Source organism: Bordetella sp. (assembly GCF_057362025.1).
The window spans coordinates 48,737-65,393 of record NZ_JBMQQZ010000003.1 but is presented as its reverse complement, the minus strand read 5'-3'; the positions used below and the strand labels follow the sequence as shown (position 1 = coordinate 65,393).

Genomic DNA, 16,657 nt, shown 5'->3' with positions numbered 1-16,657 from the left:
AGGGACGAAGCCGCGCGCCAGCGGCCGCAGGTCCCCAGGGAGCGGGACGCCGCCGATCCGGCCCGGGCTTACTGCTTGGGCAGCCAGGGCGCGAACGGCCCGATATCCTGATCCGGGAGCACATACCATACCTTGCGCACGGCATCCCATTTCGCGCCGAGCGCCTTGGCGATGTCCTTGTCCGCATAGGGAACGGATAGATCGCGGCGCGCCCGGGATACCGCCTCGCGCCGCGGCTCCTGCCGGAGGACGGCGTCCGCATACGCTTCCGTCTGCGTCAAGCGCATCCGCGCGATGAACGGACTGCGACGATCTTCCCCGGCCGGCGCGATTAAGGTCAGGCGAGATCGCGCACGCGTAGCGGCCACATAGAAAAGGTTTTCCTCGTCGCGCGGATCGTGGATCGCGCTGGGAAACTCCCCGGCGGCCAGGAACGGAATCAACACATGATCGTATTCCTTGCCCTTGGAATGCGCCGCGTATTCGATCAACACCAGATTCCTGCTACGCCGCGACGAGACGAACTCATCGGCGGCACCCAGCCAGTCGTGGAAGTCCCGCAGGCTCATGGCCGAGCGCTGCGCCATGGCGACGAAACCGTCGATGGAATACGTAATAATCGCCGCCTCATGCGGATCGATATAAACGCGGTGGGCAAGCGCCTCCACGTCCAGGAGCTTGCACACCGCCCGCAGCGTCTCGTATGCCGGCGTCTCCGGCGGGGCCGAGCGCACCGACTGTACGGCGGCGATGATGCGGGCGCTGACCGCCGGGTTCCCTACCCGGGTGATCTGCCCGACAAAAAAGTCCCGCAGCATCTCGGGATGACGCGCGATGGTTTGTTTCGCGTCGTCTATTTCCTTCGGTTCCAGCGGCACCTCGCCGAACACCGCCAGCGCCTCGACGATGGCGCCGCGAACCGACGCGGAACGCACCGCCTCGAGCTTATCCAATGCGATGGCGAGCATGCCGCGAAGGAACAGGATTTCCTCGCGCAGCAGATAGCTTGTCATACTGCCGGTCCGGTAGCCGATATTGGCCTGCATCAGCGCGTTCTCGATCTCCACGGACTGGTGCCTTTCCCGCAGCAGGATCGCGCAGCCATCCAGCGGCTTTTTCCTGGACTGCCACGCCTGTACGGCCTGCACCACCCGGTTCGCGCATTCGCTCGCCTGAGCATCGGGATAGGTCAGCAACTCGATATCGGTACGCGAAGAAAGCGCGGAGTCGACGGGTTTATTCTTCAGCTCGCGCATCGCATAGGCCAGGTGCGGGCCATGGCGGTAGGTCAGCGTCAACGGGAAGCGCGCGGCGTATGCGAAGCGCTGCATCAGGAATTGCGCGTCGGCGCCGACCTGGGTATGAATGACCTGGTCCCGGTCGCCGGCACCCACGAAATAGACGTCGGCCCGCCGATACAGCGCTTCCAGGACACTGAAGGAAGCTTCATTCAGGTCGTGCAGCTCATCCGCCGTTACCAGGGCGACGTCCGGCAGGTGCGCCGAGGATTCCGGTTCTTCCCGCAGCATCTTCGCCAGGTCATAGGTGGCGTCGAACGGACCGCGAAAGCTCACCTCATCGAATACACCCCGCCGCAGCTTTTCGTATTCCAGCGACCATAGATAAGTCGTCAGCGTTACGCCCAGATCCTCGGCAACGAACTCCAGGCCCAGCGTATCGTCGACGCTTTCGAATGCCATCCTGGCCTTCAGCCGCAGCAATGCATCGAGAAACTGGCTTACCGCTACGTTATGCGTCCGAATATCGAGCGAGGCCTCCAGGTCCTGATAGGCCACGCTGACGTTCTCCAGCGCCTCCAGCGCGATCTCTCGCAGTTGCCGGCTCGAAGGGCGCTGCGGCGGTACGGCATCCTCGATCCCTTTCAACACGTCGTGCGCCAGATCCTCCATGGTCGTCACCCAGATACGCGAGGCGATGCCGGAAGCAATGCCGACCTCGATCAACCGTGCACGCATCACGTCCCGCGCCTCGGGCGTGAACGTAAGCGCCAGGATGCGCTCCGGCGCAAGCCCGCGCGCGAGGGCTTCGCCTATGCGAAGCGCCAAAGTAGTGGTCTTGGCCGCCCCCGCATTGGCTTCGATAAGGGTGACTCGATGACGCGACAACTGGATATCGCACTGCTCTCGCGTGGGTACGAAACGTTGGGGAACGAACAATGAAGTTGCAGGCTGGCTCATCGCGATATCGTCAATTTTCGTCTGGCCGGGACGCAGGGCTGCGGGCACCCTGTCATCGATGACCATGGATCTTGCGGGAGCCTATTGAATCGCAGTCCGTCTGCAAAGGACAAGCGATTTCCCGGTTTCCGCCACGCGGGGCGGGCGGTCCCGGCCTGGAAAGCAGGCCCGCGGACGATACGCGGGCGTCAGCCCTTCAGCCAGCCGGCGGCTTCCACCATGGCGCGGGCCACCTCGCCGATGCGCTGCTGGCTTTTCATGGCATGGTCGCGCAACATGCGGTAGGCCTCGTCCTCCGAGACGCCGCGCAGCGACATCAGCAGGCCCTTGGCCTTGTCGACCCACTGCCGCTCGGCCAGGCGCTGGCGCGCCTCGGTCAGCTCTTCGCGACGCGCGCGATCGACGGCGTAGCGCTCGATGGCGACGTCGAGCAGGCTGCGGATGCGGGACGCCGGCACCTCGCCGACGACATACGCGGCCACCCCGGCCTGCAAGGCGGCGCGCATGGCCTGGCGGTCGTTGCTTTCGGTGAACATGACGACGGGGCGGTCGCCGTGCGCGCTGGCCACGCAGACCCCTTCCAGCGTGTCGCGCGACGGCGCATCGGCATCGATCAGCACCACGTCCGGCGCATGGCGGGCAATCAGGGCGGACAGATCGGCGGCCGGCATGACCTCCGCGACGATGCTAACGCCCCCTTGTTCCAGGGTGCTCCGCAGCTCCGCCACGCGTCCTTCGCCGTCCTTGATCAACATCACCCTAAGCATGTGCCCTCCGCACGCCACGTCCTTGTGCAATGCAAGATGCATGCCATTCCGGACACCGGCCCTGCCCCGCAATAGCCGCCGTCCGGTCAATGCGGCAGGCGCGTGCACCATACCCGGACCGCGCGCACCGTCATGGCGCACAACGCCGCCGCGCCGCACCATCAGGCCGCACGCCCGGGGGTGCCGGTTGGGGCAGCGCCGGCCCGAAAAGCGGCAATCCTCTTCGATTACCCCGCCAACCCGTTGATTATTAATCCCATTTTTTTGCTGTCCGGACGACATTGAATTTGGCATAGGTATTGCTTCTGAACCACGGACGGCCAACGAGGGCCGTCATACGCCGCCAAGCGGCGACCGGAACAACGACGTTCCGCACGCGCAGGGATAGCCCTGCGCGTGCGGAACGTTTTTTTTTGGCCGGCCGCGAGCAAGACCTCTTTCTGGGACGATCGAATGAAGCTCAAGACTTTTCCGCAGCATCCGACCCTCGCCGCCGCGCCGGCCGATTTCCAACGGCGCCGCGTCATGAGATGGGCGACCCGGACGCTGGCCGGTGCCAGCATCCTCGGCGTGGTCGATCCGCGCGTACGTGCCGGCGCCTGGGCAGCGGGCACCGACACGCCGGAAAAGACCGAGGTGAAGATCGGCTTTATTCCGCTGACCGATTGTTCGTCCGTGGTAATGGCCTCGGTGCTGGGCCTGGACAAGAAACACGGCGTGAAATTCGTGCTGTCCAAGGAAGCCTCGTGGGCCGGCGTACGGGACAAGCTGATCAACGGTGAACTCGATCTGGCGCATGTCCTGTACGGACTGATCTATGGGGTGCACCTGGGGATAGGCGGGCCGAAGAAAGACATGGCCGTACTGATGGGGATCAATCAGAACGGGCAGGCCATTTCCTTGTCGCAGCAGTTGAAGGACGCCGGCGTCACCGACGGTGCGGCGCTGGCGCGCCTGATGGCCGAGAAAAAGCGCGAGTTCACCTTCGCCCAAACCTTCCCCACCGGCACGCACGCGATGTGGCTGTACTACTGGCTGGCGGCCAACGGCATCAATCCCATGCGCGACGCCAAGGTCATCACCGTACCGCCGCCCCAGATGGTCGCCAATATGCGCATCGGCAACATGGACGGCTTCTGCGTGGGCGAGCCCTGGAATGCCCGCGCCATCCTGGACAAGGTGGGATTCACGGCGGTCACGACGCAGCAGATCTGGCCCGACCATCCCGAGAAAGTCCTCGGCGGCACGGCGGAATTCGCCACCCGTTACCCCAATACGGCCCGTGCCGCGACGGCCGCCGTACTGGAGGCCGGCAAGTGGATCGATGCGTCGCCGGAGAACCGCCGCAAGACGGCCGAAACCGTGGCGGCCAAGTCGTACATCAACACCGACAAGGCCGTGATCGTCGACCGCATGCTGGGCCGCTACGAGAACGGTCTGGGCAAGACCTGGGACGACGAGCACCCCATGCGCTTCTACGGCGATGGCGCGGTCAATTTCCCCTATCTGAGCGACGGCATGTGGTTCCTTACCCAGCACAAGCGCTGGGGCCTGCTGAAGGAACATCCGGACTACCTGGCGGTCGCCACGCAGATCAACCGCATCGATATCTATAAGCAGGCCGCCGCCATCGTCGGCGCGCCGCTGCCGCCGAAAGAAATGCGCGCGTCCACGCTGATCGACGGCGTGGCGTGGGACGGCAGCAACCCGGCGGCGTATGCCGACGGCTTCAAGATCAAGACCTGAGGACTTCGCCATGGACCGCTCCCTTTCCCTATCCGGCGCACGCCCTTCCTGGCCGTGGCGCGAATACTTCGAGGGCACGTTGCGCGCCGTCGTCGGCCCGGCCGCCGGCTTCGCCGTCTTTGTGCTGGTGTGGCAGACCATTGCCCTGCTGGTGCCCGCCATCCCCACGCCCGCCAGGACCTGGGACGAGGCGGTCGTGCTGTTCGCCCACCCCTTCTACGACAACGGTCCGAACGACCAGGGCATAGGCTGGAACGTGCTCGCCTCGTTGGCGCGCGTGGCGGCGGGCTTCGGGCTGGCGGCGCTGATCGGCATTCCGCTGGGCTTTGCCATCGGCCGCTTCAAGGCCTTGAACGCGATGGTGTCGCCCATCGTCAGCCTGCTGCGCCCGGTCTCCCCGCTGGCCTGGCTTCCCCTGGGGCTGCTGCTGTTCAAGGCGGCCAATCCGGCGGCGATCTGGACCATCCTGATCTGTTCGATATGGCCGATGATCCTGAACACCGCAGCCGGCGTGCAACGCGTGCCGCAGGACTACCTGAATGTGGCCCGCGTGCTGGACCTGTCCGAATGGAAGGTCATGACGCGCGTGCTGCTGCCGGCCGCGCTGCCGCACGTGCTGACCGGCGTGCGGCTGTCCATCGGCACCGCATGGCTGGTCATCGTCGCGGCCGAGATGCTGACTGGCGGCACCGGCATCGGCTTCTGGCTATGGGACGAGTGGAACAACCTGAAGGTCGAACACATCGTGATCGCGATATTCGTGATCGGCATAGTCGGGCTGACACTCGACGTGCTGCTGATGCAACTGGCCAAACGCTACACCTACGAGGAGTAAGGCGATGGAAAAGTTCGTACGCATCGAAAGCGTGGGCCAGGTCTTCGACACGCGCAAGGGGCCGTTCGTCGCGCTGCGCGATATCGACCTGACCGTCGCCCAAGGCGAATTCATCACCCTCATCGGCCATTCCGGCTGTGGCAAGTCCACGCTGCTGAACCTGGTGGCGGGACTGACCCGGCCCACCTCCGGCGTGCTGCTGTGCGCGGAGAAGGAAATCACCGGGCCTGGCCCGGAACGCGCCGTCGTGTTCCAGAACCATTCCCTGCTGCCTTGGCTGAGCTGCTTCCAGAATGTGCACCTGGCCGTCGAACGGGTGTTCGGGACGCAGGAAAGCAAGGCCCGCCTGGCGGAGCGCGCGCATGCCGCGCTGGAGCTCGTGGGACTGGGCCACGCGCAGGCCAAGCTGCCACGCGAGATATCCGGCGGCATGAAGCAGCGCGTCGGCATCGCCCGCGCCCTGGCGATCGAGCCCAAGGTGCTGTTGATGGACGAACCTTTCGGTGCCCTGGACGCCTTGACGCGTGCCCATCTGCAGGACGAATTGCTGAAGATCGTCGCCAAGACGCGCACCACGACGATGATGGTGACCCACGACGTGGACGAAGCCGTGCTGCTGTCCGACCGCGTCGTCATGCTGACCAACGGCCCGGCGGCCACCATCGGCCAGATCCAGGAGGTCCCCCTGCCGCGCCCGCGCGACCGCGTCGCGCTGGCGGAAGACCCCCGCTACCTGGCCTGCCGCGCCGCGGTGGTGGATTTCCTGCACCGCCGCTACGGGAACCCGGCCCAATCCGGCTCGCGCGCCGGTACCGCCGCGCCTGCGCCCGCCGCCGCGGCGCCCTTCGTCCATGCCGCGCAGCTGGAACCGGCACGGGCGCGGAACGCCGCCTGACACGCCGGCACGCGGGCTTCCCGGAGACAGACATGGAAAAGCAGAAGCTGGTCGTGGTCGGCAACGGAATGGCGGGAACGCGCACGCTGGAAGAACTTCTGGCGCTCGACCCCGGCCTGTACGACATCACGGTATTCGGCGCGGAGCCCCATCCCAACTACAACCGCATCCTGTTGTCTCCGGTGCTGACCGGCGAGCAAAGCCTGCGGGATATCGTCCTGAACGATGAGCAATGGTATGCCGGTCATGGCATCCGGCTGCTGCTGAACCGCTCCGTAACCAGGATCGATCGCGCGCGCCGGCAGGTCCATGCGGCGGACGGCACCGTCGTGCCGTACGACAAGCTGCTGCTGGCGACCGGCTCGACGCCATTCGTCCTGCCCGTGCCCGGCAAGGATCTGCGCGGCGTGCTCACGTTCCGGGACATCCAGGACGTCAACCGCATGATCGAAGCGGCCGCCACGCACCGGCGCGCCGTCGTCATCGGCGGCGGCCTGTTGGGCCTGGAAGCCGCGAACGGCCTGGCCACCCGGGGCATGGACGTATCCGTCGTCCACCTGGGCACGAGCCTGCTGGACCGCCAGCTGGATGCCCACGCGGCCGGCCTGCTGCAAAACAGCCTGCAGGCGCGCGGATTGAAGTTCCTGATGGCCCGCCAGACCACCGCCATCCTGGGCGACGACGACGGCCGCGTGCGCGCATTGCGATTCGCCGACGGCGAGGAAATCGCCGCCGACCTGGTCATCATGGCGGTCGGCATCCGGCCGCATACGGCGCTGGCCGAACGCGCCGGCCTGTACGTCAATCGCGGCATCGTCGTCAGCGACACCATGCAGACCTACGACCCGTTGATCTATGCGGTGGGCGAATGCGTCAGCCATCGCGGCATCGCCTATGGCCTGGTCGCCCCGCTGTTCGAGCAGGCCAGGGTCGCGGCCAACCACCTCGCCCTGCGCGGCACCGGCCGCTACGCCGGCAGCATCACCTCGACCAAGCTGAAAGTCACCGGCATCGATGTGTTCTCCGCCGGCGATTTCATCGGCGCAGACGGCACGCAAGCGATCACGCTGACCGATGCCGTGGACGGCATCTACAAGAAACTGGTCATCAAGGGCGACAGGCTGGTGGGAGCCTGCCTGTACGGCGACATCGCCGACGGCGCCTGGTATTTCCGGCTGATCCGCGAGGGCACGGCACTGGCCGGCCTGCGCGACCGCCTGATGCTGGGCGAATCGGCCGCCACGGGGGAATCTTGAACGCACACGACCACCGCCCGGCCGGCTCATCGGACCGAGGCGCGATCCCCGCAGTGGAGTCCTGACGATGGATGCACCGTATTTCCTGGAACACGCCGCCGATGCGGCGAATCCGAGCGCCTCGCGCACCGTGTCCTCGGTTTGCTGTTACTGCGGGACGGGCTGCGGCGTGCGCGTGCAGGCCCAGGGCAACCGCGTGATCGCCATCGCCGGCGATGACAGCCACCCGTCCAACCTTGGACGCCTCTGCAGCAAAGGCCTGCAGCTGGCCGATACCGTCCGCGCCGATGCCGCGCGGGTGCTGCGGGCGCAATGGCGCGCGGGGCGCGGCGAAGCGCGTACCGACATCGCGCTGGACCGTGCGTTGGACATCGCGGCGGACAGGCTGGCCGACATCATCGGCCGCCACGGCCCGGATGCCGTGGGTTTCTACCTGTCCGGCCAATTGCTGACCGAAGACTACAGCGTCTTCAATAAACTGGCGCGCGGGCTGGTGGGCACCAACAACGTCGACACCAATTCGCGGCTGTGCATGTCCAGCGCCGTCGCGGGCTACAAGCAGACGCTGGGCGCCGACGCGCCGCCGGCATGCTACGACGACCTGGAACTGGCGGATACGGTGTTCATCGCCGGAGCCAATGTCGCCTACGCCCATCCGGTGCTGTTCCGCCGGCTGGAAGCCGCGCGTCAGGCGCGCCCGCATATGCGCGTCATCGTGGTGGATCCGCGCCGCACCGACACCGCGGCCGCCGCGGACCTGCACCTGCCCATCCTGCCCGGCACGGACGTCGCGCTATTCCACGCCATGCTGCACGTCATGGTAGCGGAGTCGTCCATCGACAGGGCCTACATCGAACGCCACACCGAGGGCTTCGAGCCCCTGGAACGCCGGATCCGCGAATTCACGCCGGAGGCCGCGCAGGCGATCTGCGGCGTGCCGGCCGCGGATATCGTCCAGGCGGCACGCTGGTTCGCCCAGGCGCCCGCGACTTTGTCGCTGTACACGATGGGCCTGAACCAGTCCAGCAGCGGCACCGCCAAGAACGCGGCGCTGATCCATCTGCACCTGGCCACCGGCAAAATCGGCAAGCCGGGCAGCGGACCGTTTTCCCTGACCGGCCAGCCCAATGCCATGGGCGGCCGCGAAGCGGGCGGCATGGCGACGCTGCTGCCCGGCCATCGCGATCCCGGCAGCGCGGCCGATCGGGCCGAAGTCGCGGCGCTGTGGGAAGTGGACGATATCCCCTCCGCGCCCGGGCTGCCCGCGCTGGAGATGTTCGACGCGGTGCTGGACGGCCGTATCAAGGCGCTGTGGATCGTGGCGACCAATCCGGCGCAATCCCTGCCCGACCAGGCGCGCGTGCGGGCCGCGCTGGAGAAGGCTGAACTGGTCATCGTGCAGGACGCCTATGCCGGCACGGAAACGCTGGCCTACGCCGACCTGATTCTGCCCGCCGCCACGTGGCCGGAAAAAGAAGGCACCACGACAAATTCCGAAAGGCGCATCAGCCGCGTGCGCGCGGCGATCGAGCCGCCCGGCGACGCCCGGCCCGACTGGCGCCTGGCCGCCGGCGTGGCCACGCGGCTGGCGCGGCGCATCGCGCCCGCCAGGGCCGCGCGGTTCGACTATGCCGACGAAAGCGAAGTCTTCGCCGAACATGCGCGCACGACCGCCGGCCGCGACCTGGACTACAGCGCGCTGAGCTATGCCATCCTGGAACGGGATGGCCCCCAGCAATGGCCGTATCGCCGCGACGCGCAAGGCGGCGTGCGGCGCCTGTACGCCGATGGCCGCTTCGCCACGCCCGGCGGCCGCGCACGTTTCGCCGACATCGGCTACACCCCCGTTGCCGAACCGGTCTGCGCGGACTACCCGCTGCGGCTGACCACCGGCCGCCTGCGGGACCACTGGCACACCATGGCGCGCACCGCCCTGTCGCCGGCGCTGACGCGGCATGTCGAGCAACCGTGGATGTCGCTGCACCCGCGCGACCTGGCAGCCGCCGGGCTGGCCGACGGCGCGCTGGCCAAGGTCAGGTCGCGGCGCGGCCAGTTGTATATCGCCGTGCGCGCGGACGACAGCCTGCGCGCCGGCCAGGCTTTCCTGCCCATGCATTGGGGCAGCGCCTTCATTGCCGGGGACGGCGTGAACGCGTTGACCAATCCGGCCCGCGATCCGCTATCGCACCAGCCCGAACTGAAGCACTGCGCGATCTCGGTGGAGCGCGCCGCGCTGCCGTGGCAGGCGGCAGGCTGGATCCGCGGCGATGCCGCGCTGTTGCGGCAACGCCTGGCTCCATGGCTGCGCCGCTTTCCTTATGCGGCGGTGCTGCCGACGGCGCTGGGCGCGGGCGGCGCGCGTATCGCCCTGGCGGCGGCGCAGGCGCCGAACATCGACACCCTGGATGCCTTGTGCGCGGAACTGGACCTGACGCAGCCGCAGGCGGCCTATGACGATCCGCATCGCGGCATCGTGCGGCGCATCGCCCTGACCGGCACATCGCCGGCGGCCTTCCTGCTGGCCGGAGACACACGCGTCGTGGACACCCTGGAGGCCTGGGCGGACGGTGGGCCGCCGCCCGCCAGCCTCGCACAACTGCTGATGGGCCGCACCCGCCCCGTCGTCCGCGCCCGCACCGTATGCGTATGCCACGGCGTCACCGACCGCGCCATCCAGGCCGGAATCGCCGCCGGCCTGGACCTGGACGGCCTGCGGCGCACCCTGCGCTGCGGGACCGGCTGCGGATCCTGCGGTCCGGAAGTCGCGCGCATGGTGGCGCGCGCGCATAGCCACGAAGGAGCCTAGGATGAAACCCACCCCCGAAACGGCGCGCGCCACGGCGGCTTCCCCGGCAGACGTGCCTCTGCGGCGCGGCAAAGTGTGGCTGGTCGGCGCCGGGCCGGGCGATCCCGACCTGCTCACCGTGAAAGCCGCGCGCATTCTGCGGCAGGCGGATGTCTGGCTCGTCGACGACCTTGTCGGCGCGGACATCCATGCCCTGGCGGCGCCGGGCACGCGCATTGTCAAGGTCGGCAAGCGCGGCGGCTGCCGCTCCACGCCACAGGATTTCATTCTGCGCCTGATGGCACGCTACGCCCGCCAGGGCCGCAGCGTGGCACGCGTAAAAGGCGGCGACCCCTTCATTTTCGGGCGCGGCGGCGAAGAACTGCAGTGGCTGGCGGCCCACGGCATCGACGCCGAAGCGGTAGCCGGCATCACCGCGGGCCTGGCGGCGGGCGCCGCGCTGGGGCTGCCGCTGACGCATCGCGGGCTGAGTCGCGGCGTGGCGCTGGTCACCGCGCACACCATGGACGAGACCCGGCCCGACTGGCGCGTGCTGGCGGCCAGCGGCCTGACGCTGGTGTGCTACATGGGCATGCGCGACGCGGACACGCTGGCACGCGAGCTGCGGGAAGCGGGTTTCGCGGCGGATACGCCGGTCGCCGTGGCGCACCGCGTATCGTGCCCGGAGCAGCGCCATATCGTGACCCGCCTGGATCGCATGGCCGCGGATATCGTTCAGGCAGGCCTGTCCAGCCCCGCCGTCATCGTGATCGGACCGGCGGTATCGCTGATCGACGCGGCCGCCCAATCAGCCGCCTTCGCCATGGTGGCCTGAGGCTTTCAACGGCCCGATAACGCAAAAGCCGCGAAAACCCCCTTTTTTTAGGGCTCTGTGGAGGCGCAACCGTTGTTGTAGCGCCTCTACAGGGCTTTTTCGCGTGCAATACACGCCAAATAATGTACATAACTGCGCGGCTTAAGTATTATCGCGTTCAGCCGTCGCCAGGCGTACGGCTTGAGCCTTCTGCTATTTCAACCTAACCATTCTTTCGACCATGGCCACTAAAGCTAAAGCTCCTGCAAAGAAAGCCTCCACGACTGCTGCCAAGAAAGCCCCGGCCAAAAAAGCCGTTGCCAAGAAGGCCGCTGTAACCAAGACCGCGCCGGCCAAGAAAGCCGCCGCGCCCGTAACCGCGCTGAAGAGCGCACTGAACAAAAGCCAACTGGTCGCCCACGTGGTCGAACAGAGCGGCGTGGAAGCCAAGTCGGTCAAGGCCGTCCTGGCAAGCCTGGAAGGTGCCGTGCTGGCTTCCGTGAACAAGAAGGGCTCCGGCGAATTCACGCTGCCCGGCCTGTTCAAGGTCTCGGTACAGAAAGTCCCCGCCAAGCCCAAGCGTTTCGGCAAGGATCCGTTCTCCGGTGAAGAGCGCTGGTTCCCCGCCAAGCCCGCTTCGGTCAAGGTGAAGGTCCGCCCGCTGAAGAAACTGAAGGACGCCGCGCAGTAACGCGCGCAAGTTCTGAAGGCAGCTTCAGAAGCCTGCTTTAAAAGCATGCATTAAAGGCAGCGTGCTTTCGAAGCGAGCGTCACGTTGGAAAACCCGCCGCAAGGCGGGTTTTTCTTTGGCGGCGTTTTGCCACCAAATAAGCCCGCCGTCTAAGCAAATAACCTGCGGTCAATAGCCGGGACACGCTGCCTTCTTCCACGCTACGATTGCGGTTTCCGGTCCGTTTCCAGGGCTGCCGCACGCGCTTCCGGCGTGCGTTTCGAGGCGCATAGACATGTACGTGTATGACCCCATAGACCAGCAACTGGTCGAAGAACGCGTGGCCCAGTTCCGCGACCAGACGCAACGTTTCCTGGCCGGCGACTTGTCCGAAGACGACTTCCGCACCCTGCGCTTGCAGAACGGCCTGTATATACAGCGGCACGCTCCCATGCTGCGCGTGGCGATTCCATATGGCATGCTGACGTCCCGCCAGCTGCGCATGCTGGGACACGTCGCACGCAAGTACGATCGCGGATATGGCCATTTCAGCACGCGCCAGAATATGCAGTTCAATTGGCCCAAGCTGGAAGACGTGCCGGATATCCTGGCCGATCTGGCCACCGTGCAGATGCACGCGATCCAGACCAGCGGCAATTGCATACGCAACACCACCACCGACCACTTCGCCGGCGTGGCGCCGGACGAGGTGACCAATCCCCTGGTGTGGTGCGAAATCATCCGCCAATGGTCGATGCTGCATCCGGAATTTGCCTTCCTGCCCCGCAAGTTCAAGATCGCGGTCAGCGGCGCCCACGAAGACCGCGCCGCGGTCGGCGTGCACGACATCGGCCTGCAGGCGCTGGAACAGGATGGCCACGTCGGCTTTCGCGTCTGGGTCGGCGGCGGCATGGGCCGCACGCCCATCGTCGGCAAGCTGATCCGCCCGTTCGTCGCATGGGAAGACCTGCTGACCTACCTGCAGGCCATCCTGCGCGTGTACAACCTGCACGGGCGCCGCGACAACAAGTACAAGGCCCGCATCAAGATCCTGGTGAAGGACCTGACGCCCGAAGTGTTCGCCGAGCAGGTCGAACAGGAATGGGCCTACCTGAAGGACGGCCCGAACAAGCTCAAGCAGGCCGAGCTGGACCAGATCGCCAGCCGCTTCACGTGGCCGGCGTACGACGCGGCCGCCGGGCAGGAACACGATCCCACCGATACGCTGGCGGCGGCGGACCCCGCCTTCGGCCGCTGGCTGCGCAAGAACGTCCGCCCGCACCGGGTGGCCGGCTATGCCTCGGTCACGCTGTCCCTCAAGCCGACCGGCACCCCGCCCGGCGATGTGACCGCCGACCAGATGGACGCCATCGCCGCGCTGGCCGACGACTATTCATTCGGCGAAATGCGTGTCTCGCATGAGCAGAACCTGATCCTGGCGGACGTGCGGCGCAGCCGCCTCTACGAACTATGGACCGCGCTCAAGCCGCTGAACCTCGCCACGCCCAATATCGGCCTGCTGACCAACATCATCGCCTGTCCGGGCGGCGATTTCTGCGCGCTGGCCAATGCGGTCTCCATCCCCGTGGCCGACGCCATCCAGCGACGCTTCGATAACCTGGACTACCTGTACGAGATCGGCGAACTCGACCTGAACATCTCCGGCTGCATCAATGCCTGTGGGCATCACCACGTCGGCCACATCGGCATCCTGGGCGTCGACAAGGCCGGCGAGGAGTGGTACCAGGTCACGATAGGCGGCCGGCAGAACGGCGCCGGCGACAACCTGAACGATGTCGACCCGCTGCGGGCGGGCGGCGCGGCGATCGGTCGCATCATCGGTCCGTCTTTCGCCCGCGACGAAATTCCCGATGTCGTCGAAACCCTGATCCGCACCTACCTGCGCCTGCGCGACAGCGACGAAGAACGCTTTGTCGATGTGGTGGCCCGCGTGGGGATCGACCCCTTCAAGCACGATGTCTATGGCGACACCGATCGCCAGAAGACCGGAGAGCCCGTTCATGCCTGACCAGACTTTCCCCCACACCCTGATCCGTTACGGCCGCCTCCAGGCCGATACGTCGCGCCACTATGAACCGGCGGACGCGGATGATGCAGCCGCGGGCCCACCCGACGAGCCGGACTGGGTCGTCCCCTTGTCCACCTGGCTGAAGGGGCGCGACATATTGCGCGCGCGCCGCCATCCCGTCGCCATCCTGCTGGGACCGGACGCCGAACCGGCGGATTTACTGGAGAACGGCGCGCGCACCATCGATCCCCGCGGCATTGCCTTTATCGCCGTGAATTTCCCCATGTACACGGACGGACGCGGCTATTCGATCGCGCAGATCCTGCGCACGCATCACGGCTGGCAGGGCGAGCTGCGCGCGGTGGGAGACGTCCTGATCGATACGATTCACTACCAGGCCCGATGCGGATTCGACAGCTTCGCGGTCAAGCCCGGGCACGACCCCGTCAAGGCGCTGCAGGCGCTCAAGACGTTCAGCCACCACTATCAGCACGGGTATGCACGTCCGCCCGAACCGCAACTCGCCGACGCATAAGCGCCGTCGCACCGGCGTCCGCGCGTAGGCGTCCCGCAGGCAAACGGCCCGTCCAGAACGGGCCGTTTGCCATTGGAGAGGACGCCGGGCAGTGCGCCACCCCTACGCGCGCCGGCTCTCTATTTCGGAAAGTTCAGGTCTATCCATTTGCGCACCCAGGCGCCGGTCTGCTCGCGGGCGTCGTCCGGGGTCGGATAGCTGCCCACGGGCGGGAAGGCATAGCGCCCCGCCCCGGCGTCACCGGCCTGTTTCTGGCTGCCGCGCGCCTCCCCGCCTTTACCGCGATGCTGGCCGCCGGGCGCTTCGTGGATGACGAAGGCCGCCTCGTACTGGCCCGCCGCATCCGGGACGATAGTCATCTCGATATCGAAACCGCGGTAATCCACCATGGCGTACTCCTCTTCTATCGGGGGCTGACCTGGCCGTTGCGCGGCACGCCGGCCGACGTCGCGCGGCCCATCGACTCAGGTTCCCGCTCGGGTGGGCGCAAGGGATCGAAGTCCACCCAGCGTCCGTCCTGCCAGCGGCCCTGCGCGCGTTCCACATCCACGCCCCCGGCGTCCCGCAGCACCCTGCAGGCCTGTTCCTCTCGGCTCTGGTCGGTATGCAATGCCAGCAGCACGCCGGCATGCCGGGCTTCCGGGTGCTCGGCTGGCGCCCCGCGGTTGCGCGACACACCCGGCTTGCGGCGACCCGTCACCCACAGCGCGCCCATCAACGATCCGATATACGCGCCTACCGCCGCGACGGCCAGCACGCCCAGCGGCGCCAAACCCAGGGCGCCCCCGATCAGCCCGCCAGCGACGGCGCCGACCAGGGCCAGTCCCGCGCCACCCAGCAGCGCGCCATATTGCGCACCGCCGGCGTCCGGATCGGCCTGGCGGTCCCCGCCTATGGGATATGTGGCGTGCGCACCCGCCATATTGACGTAGAAAACATGCACGTCGTCTTCGGCGAATCCCTGGGCGAACAAAGCTCTCGCGGCGCCCTGGGCCTGCTCGAAGGTGGTGAACCGTGCGGCAACGATAAGTGCCATGACAGCCTCCCTGGATAGCCTTTGGTTTGTAGCCATGCCGCATCGGCGTATCGATGGGCACCTGTCCAGGTCCGCAAGCGTCATGCCATGGACGGATGAGCACCTCCGCGCGCGCGCACCGTAGAGCAGGATGTCGCGCCTTTGACGTCACAACCCCGGACTGGCGGGCGGAACCCCCAACAACCCCAACACCCGGGGCAGGATCGGCAGGTTATTCCGCGGGTTCCACACCACGGAGTATTCGGCATATGCCTTGACGCCTTCGATGGGTCGGAATACGACGCCCGGCAGTCCGGCGCGCGCGAAGGCGCGCGGGACCAGGGAGACGCCGCGCCCCATCGCGACGAGACTGACTACCGATACCAGGTGCATCGCATAGTGGCGGATATTGGGACTGAAGCCGGCCTGCATGCAGGCCGTGATGACCAGATCGTGAAAGGTGGGCGCGCTCTGGCGCGGTATGAGAATGAACGGGTCGCCGATCAGGCGTCCCAGCGGCACGCGCCGCCGCGAGGCCAGGGGATGGGACTGCGGCATGGCGACGACCAAGGGGTCGCTGGCGACCCGATGAAAACCCATGCCCGCCGGTCCATTGGAAATTTGCCCGAAGCCCAGGTCGATGCGATCCTGCCTTAGCGCTTCCAGCTGGTCGGACGAGCCCATCTCTTCCCAAACGCTATCGATACCGGGGGCCTCGCGATCGATGCGCCGGAAAACCGCTTCCACGCCCATGAACAGTACCGCGGCGACGAAACCGATGCGCACTCTTCCGGTATCGCCGAGCGCGCTGCGCTGCACGGCGCGCATGGAGAGCTCGCTCTGCGCCAACAGGCGCCTGGCTTCTTCCATCAGCGTCAGCCCGGCCGGCGTCAGGCGCACGCTGCGCTTGTTGCGGTCGAACAGCGACACACCCAGCCGGGCCTCCAGCTGCTGGATGCTCTTGGTGAGCGGCGGCTGGGAAATATGCAGCCGTTGCGCAGCCCTGCCGTAATGCAGTTCTTCGGCGACCGCAAGAAAGTAGCGTAGGGACTTGGGATCCATCGATGTGCCTTTGCGACGCGGAGGTATGCTGACACCCTGCGCGGGTGGGG

13 protein-coding genes and 1 pseudogene are annotated in these 16,657 nt (G+C 66.7%); 9 read left to right on the top strand and 5 right to left on the bottom strand.

Annotated elements, in window-relative coordinates; all coding sequences use genetic code 11:
• Window positions 1-68 precede the first annotated feature (68 nt).
• Window positions 69-2,198 carry a 3'-5' exonuclease gene (locus ACO1P8_RS01520; protein ID WP_486294170.1) on the bottom strand — a complete coding sequence of 710 codons (2,130 nt, stop codon included), beginning with the start codon at window positions 2,196-2,198 and terminating at the stop codon, window positions 69-71.
• Between the two features lie 188 nt (window positions 2,199-2,386).
• Window positions 2,387-2,965, bottom strand: coding sequence for an ANTAR domain-containing response regulator (locus ACO1P8_RS01515; protein ID WP_486294169.1), 579 nt, complete (start codon window positions 2,963-2,965; stop codon window positions 2,387-2,389).
• Between the two features lie 525 nt (window positions 2,966-3,490).
• On the opposite strand from ACO1P8_RS01515, the gene ACO1P8_RS01510 reads away from it, so the two are divergent.
• From ACO1P8_RS01510 to ACO1P8_RS01470, 9 genes and pseudogenes are all read left to right on the top strand, one after another.
• Complete coding sequence (locus tag ACO1P8_RS01510) at window positions 3,491-4,711, top strand: CmpA/NrtA family ABC transporter substrate-binding protein (protein WP_486294340.1); 1,221 nt, start codon at window positions 3,491-3,493, stop codon at window positions 4,709-4,711.
• 10 nt (window positions 4,712-4,721) lie between these two features.
• Window positions 4,722-5,546: a nitrate ABC transporter permease gene (gene ntrB / locus ACO1P8_RS01505; RefSeq protein ID WP_486294168.1), complete on the top strand. Its 825-nt coding sequence runs from the start codon at window positions 4,722-4,724 to the stop codon at window positions 5,544-5,546.
• A 4-nt stretch (window positions 5,547-5,550) separates the two neighbouring features.
• The gene (locus ACO1P8_RS01500) at window positions 5,551-6,441 is read left to right on the top strand and encodes an ABC transporter ATP-binding protein (RefSeq protein WP_486294167.1); all 891 of its coding nucleotides are present in this window, start codon (window positions 5,551-5,553) and stop codon (window positions 6,439-6,441) included.
• A gap of 32 nt (window positions 6,442-6,473) precedes the next feature.
• Window positions 6,474-7,694 (top strand): annotated as a pseudogene (locus ACO1P8_RS01495) (NAD(P)/FAD-dependent oxidoreductase); the annotation flags it as partial.
• A gap of 64 nt (window positions 7,695-7,758) precedes the next feature.
• Window positions 7,759-10,503 carry a nitrate reductase gene (locus ACO1P8_RS01490; RefSeq protein WP_486294339.1) on the top strand — a complete coding sequence of 915 codons (2,745 nt, stop codon included), beginning with the start codon at window positions 7,759-7,761 and terminating at the stop codon, window positions 10,501-10,503.
• A gap of 1 nt (window position 10,504) precedes the next feature.
• A complete protein-coding gene (cobA, locus tag ACO1P8_RS01485) occupies window positions 10,505-11,317 on the top strand; it encodes a uroporphyrinogen-III C-methyltransferase (RefSeq protein ID WP_486294166.1) in 813 nt (270 codons plus the stop codon).
• A gap of 220 nt (window positions 11,318-11,537) precedes the next feature.
• On the top strand, window positions 11,538-11,987 hold the full coding sequence (locus ACO1P8_RS01480; protein ID WP_094840876.1) for an HU family DNA-binding protein: 450 nt from the start codon (window positions 11,538-11,540) through the stop codon (window positions 11,985-11,987).
• A gap of 274 nt (window positions 11,988-12,261) precedes the next feature.
• The gene (locus ACO1P8_RS01475; protein ID WP_486294165.1) at window positions 12,262-13,995 is read left to right on the top strand and encodes a nitrite/sulfite reductase; all 1,734 of its coding nucleotides are present in this window, start codon (window positions 12,262-12,264) and stop codon (window positions 13,993-13,995) included.
• Entirely contained in the window at window positions 13,988-14,530 is a 543-nt protein-coding gene (locus ACO1P8_RS01470; RefSeq protein WP_486294164.1) for a DUF934 domain-containing protein, read from the top strand. The genes ACO1P8_RS01475 and ACO1P8_RS01470 overlap by 8 nt, the downstream gene beginning before the upstream one ends.
• A 119-nt stretch (window positions 14,531-14,649) precedes the next feature.
• Here the strand turns inward: ACO1P8_RS01470 and ACO1P8_RS01465 are convergent, their stop codons facing one another.
• The 3 genes from ACO1P8_RS01465 to ACO1P8_RS01455 form a co-directional block, all read right to left on the bottom strand.
• Window positions 14,650-14,919: a hypothetical protein gene (locus ACO1P8_RS01465; RefSeq protein ID WP_486294163.1), complete on the bottom strand. Its 270-nt coding sequence runs from the start codon at window positions 14,917-14,919 to the stop codon at window positions 14,650-14,652.
• Window positions 14,920-14,933: 14 nt separating this feature from the next.
• Entirely contained in the window at window positions 14,934-15,566 is a 633-nt protein-coding gene (locus ACO1P8_RS01460) for a hypothetical protein (RefSeq protein ID WP_486294162.1), read from the bottom strand.
• Between the two features lie 147 nt (window positions 15,567-15,713).
• Window positions 15,714-16,607 (bottom strand): LysR substrate-binding domain-containing protein, encoded by an 894-nt coding sequence (locus ACO1P8_RS01455; RefSeq protein ID WP_486294161.1) that lies wholly within the window; start codon window positions 16,605-16,607, stop codon window positions 15,714-15,716.
• Window positions 16,608-16,657 lie beyond the last annotated feature (50 nt).

Excerpts from the sequence above, each read along its gene's own strand:
- ACO1P8_RS01520 (WP_486294170.1), bottom strand. The coding sequence starts at position 2,198 with ATGAGCCAGCCTGCAACTTCATTGTTCGTTCCCCAACGTTTCGTACCC.
- ACO1P8_RS01515 (WP_486294169.1), bottom strand. The coding sequence starts at position 2,965 with ATGCTTAGGGTGATGTTGATCAAGGACGGCGAAGGACGCGTGGCGGAG.
- ACO1P8_RS01510 (WP_486294340.1), top strand. The coding sequence starts at position 3,491 with ATGAGATGGGCGACCCGGACGCTGGCCGGTGCCAGCATCCTCGGCGTG.
- ntrB (WP_486294168.1), top strand. The coding sequence starts at position 4,722 with ATGGACCGCTCCCTTTCCCTATCCGGCGCACGCCCTTCCTGGCCGTGG.
- ACO1P8_RS01500 (WP_486294167.1), top strand. The coding sequence starts at position 5,551 with ATGGAAAAGTTCGTACGCATCGAAAGCGTGGGCCAGGTCTTCGACACG.
- cobA (WP_486294166.1), top strand. The coding sequence starts at position 10,505 with ATGAAACCCACCCCCGAAACGGCGCGCGCCACGGCGGCTTCCCCGGCA.
- ACO1P8_RS01480 (WP_094840876.1), top strand. The coding sequence starts at position 11,538 with ATGGCCACTAAAGCTAAAGCTCCTGCAAAGAAAGCCTCCACGACTGCT.
- ACO1P8_RS01475 (WP_486294165.1), top strand. The coding sequence starts at position 12,262 with ATGTACGTGTATGACCCCATAGACCAGCAACTGGTCGAAGAACGCGTG.
- ACO1P8_RS01470 (WP_486294164.1), top strand. The coding sequence starts at position 13,988 with ATGCCTGACCAGACTTTCCCCCACACCCTGATCCGTTACGGCCGCCTC.
- ACO1P8_RS01465 (WP_486294163.1), bottom strand. The coding sequence starts at position 14,919 with ATGGTGGATTACCGCGGTTTCGATATCGAGATGACTATCGTCCCGGAT.
- ACO1P8_RS01460 (WP_486294162.1), bottom strand. The coding sequence starts at position 15,566 with ATGGCACTTATCGTTGCCGCACGGTTCACCACCTTCGAGCAGGCCCAG.
- ACO1P8_RS01455 (WP_486294161.1), bottom strand. The coding sequence starts at position 16,607 with ATGGATCCCAAGTCCCTACGCTACTTTCTTGCGGTCGCCGAAGAACTG.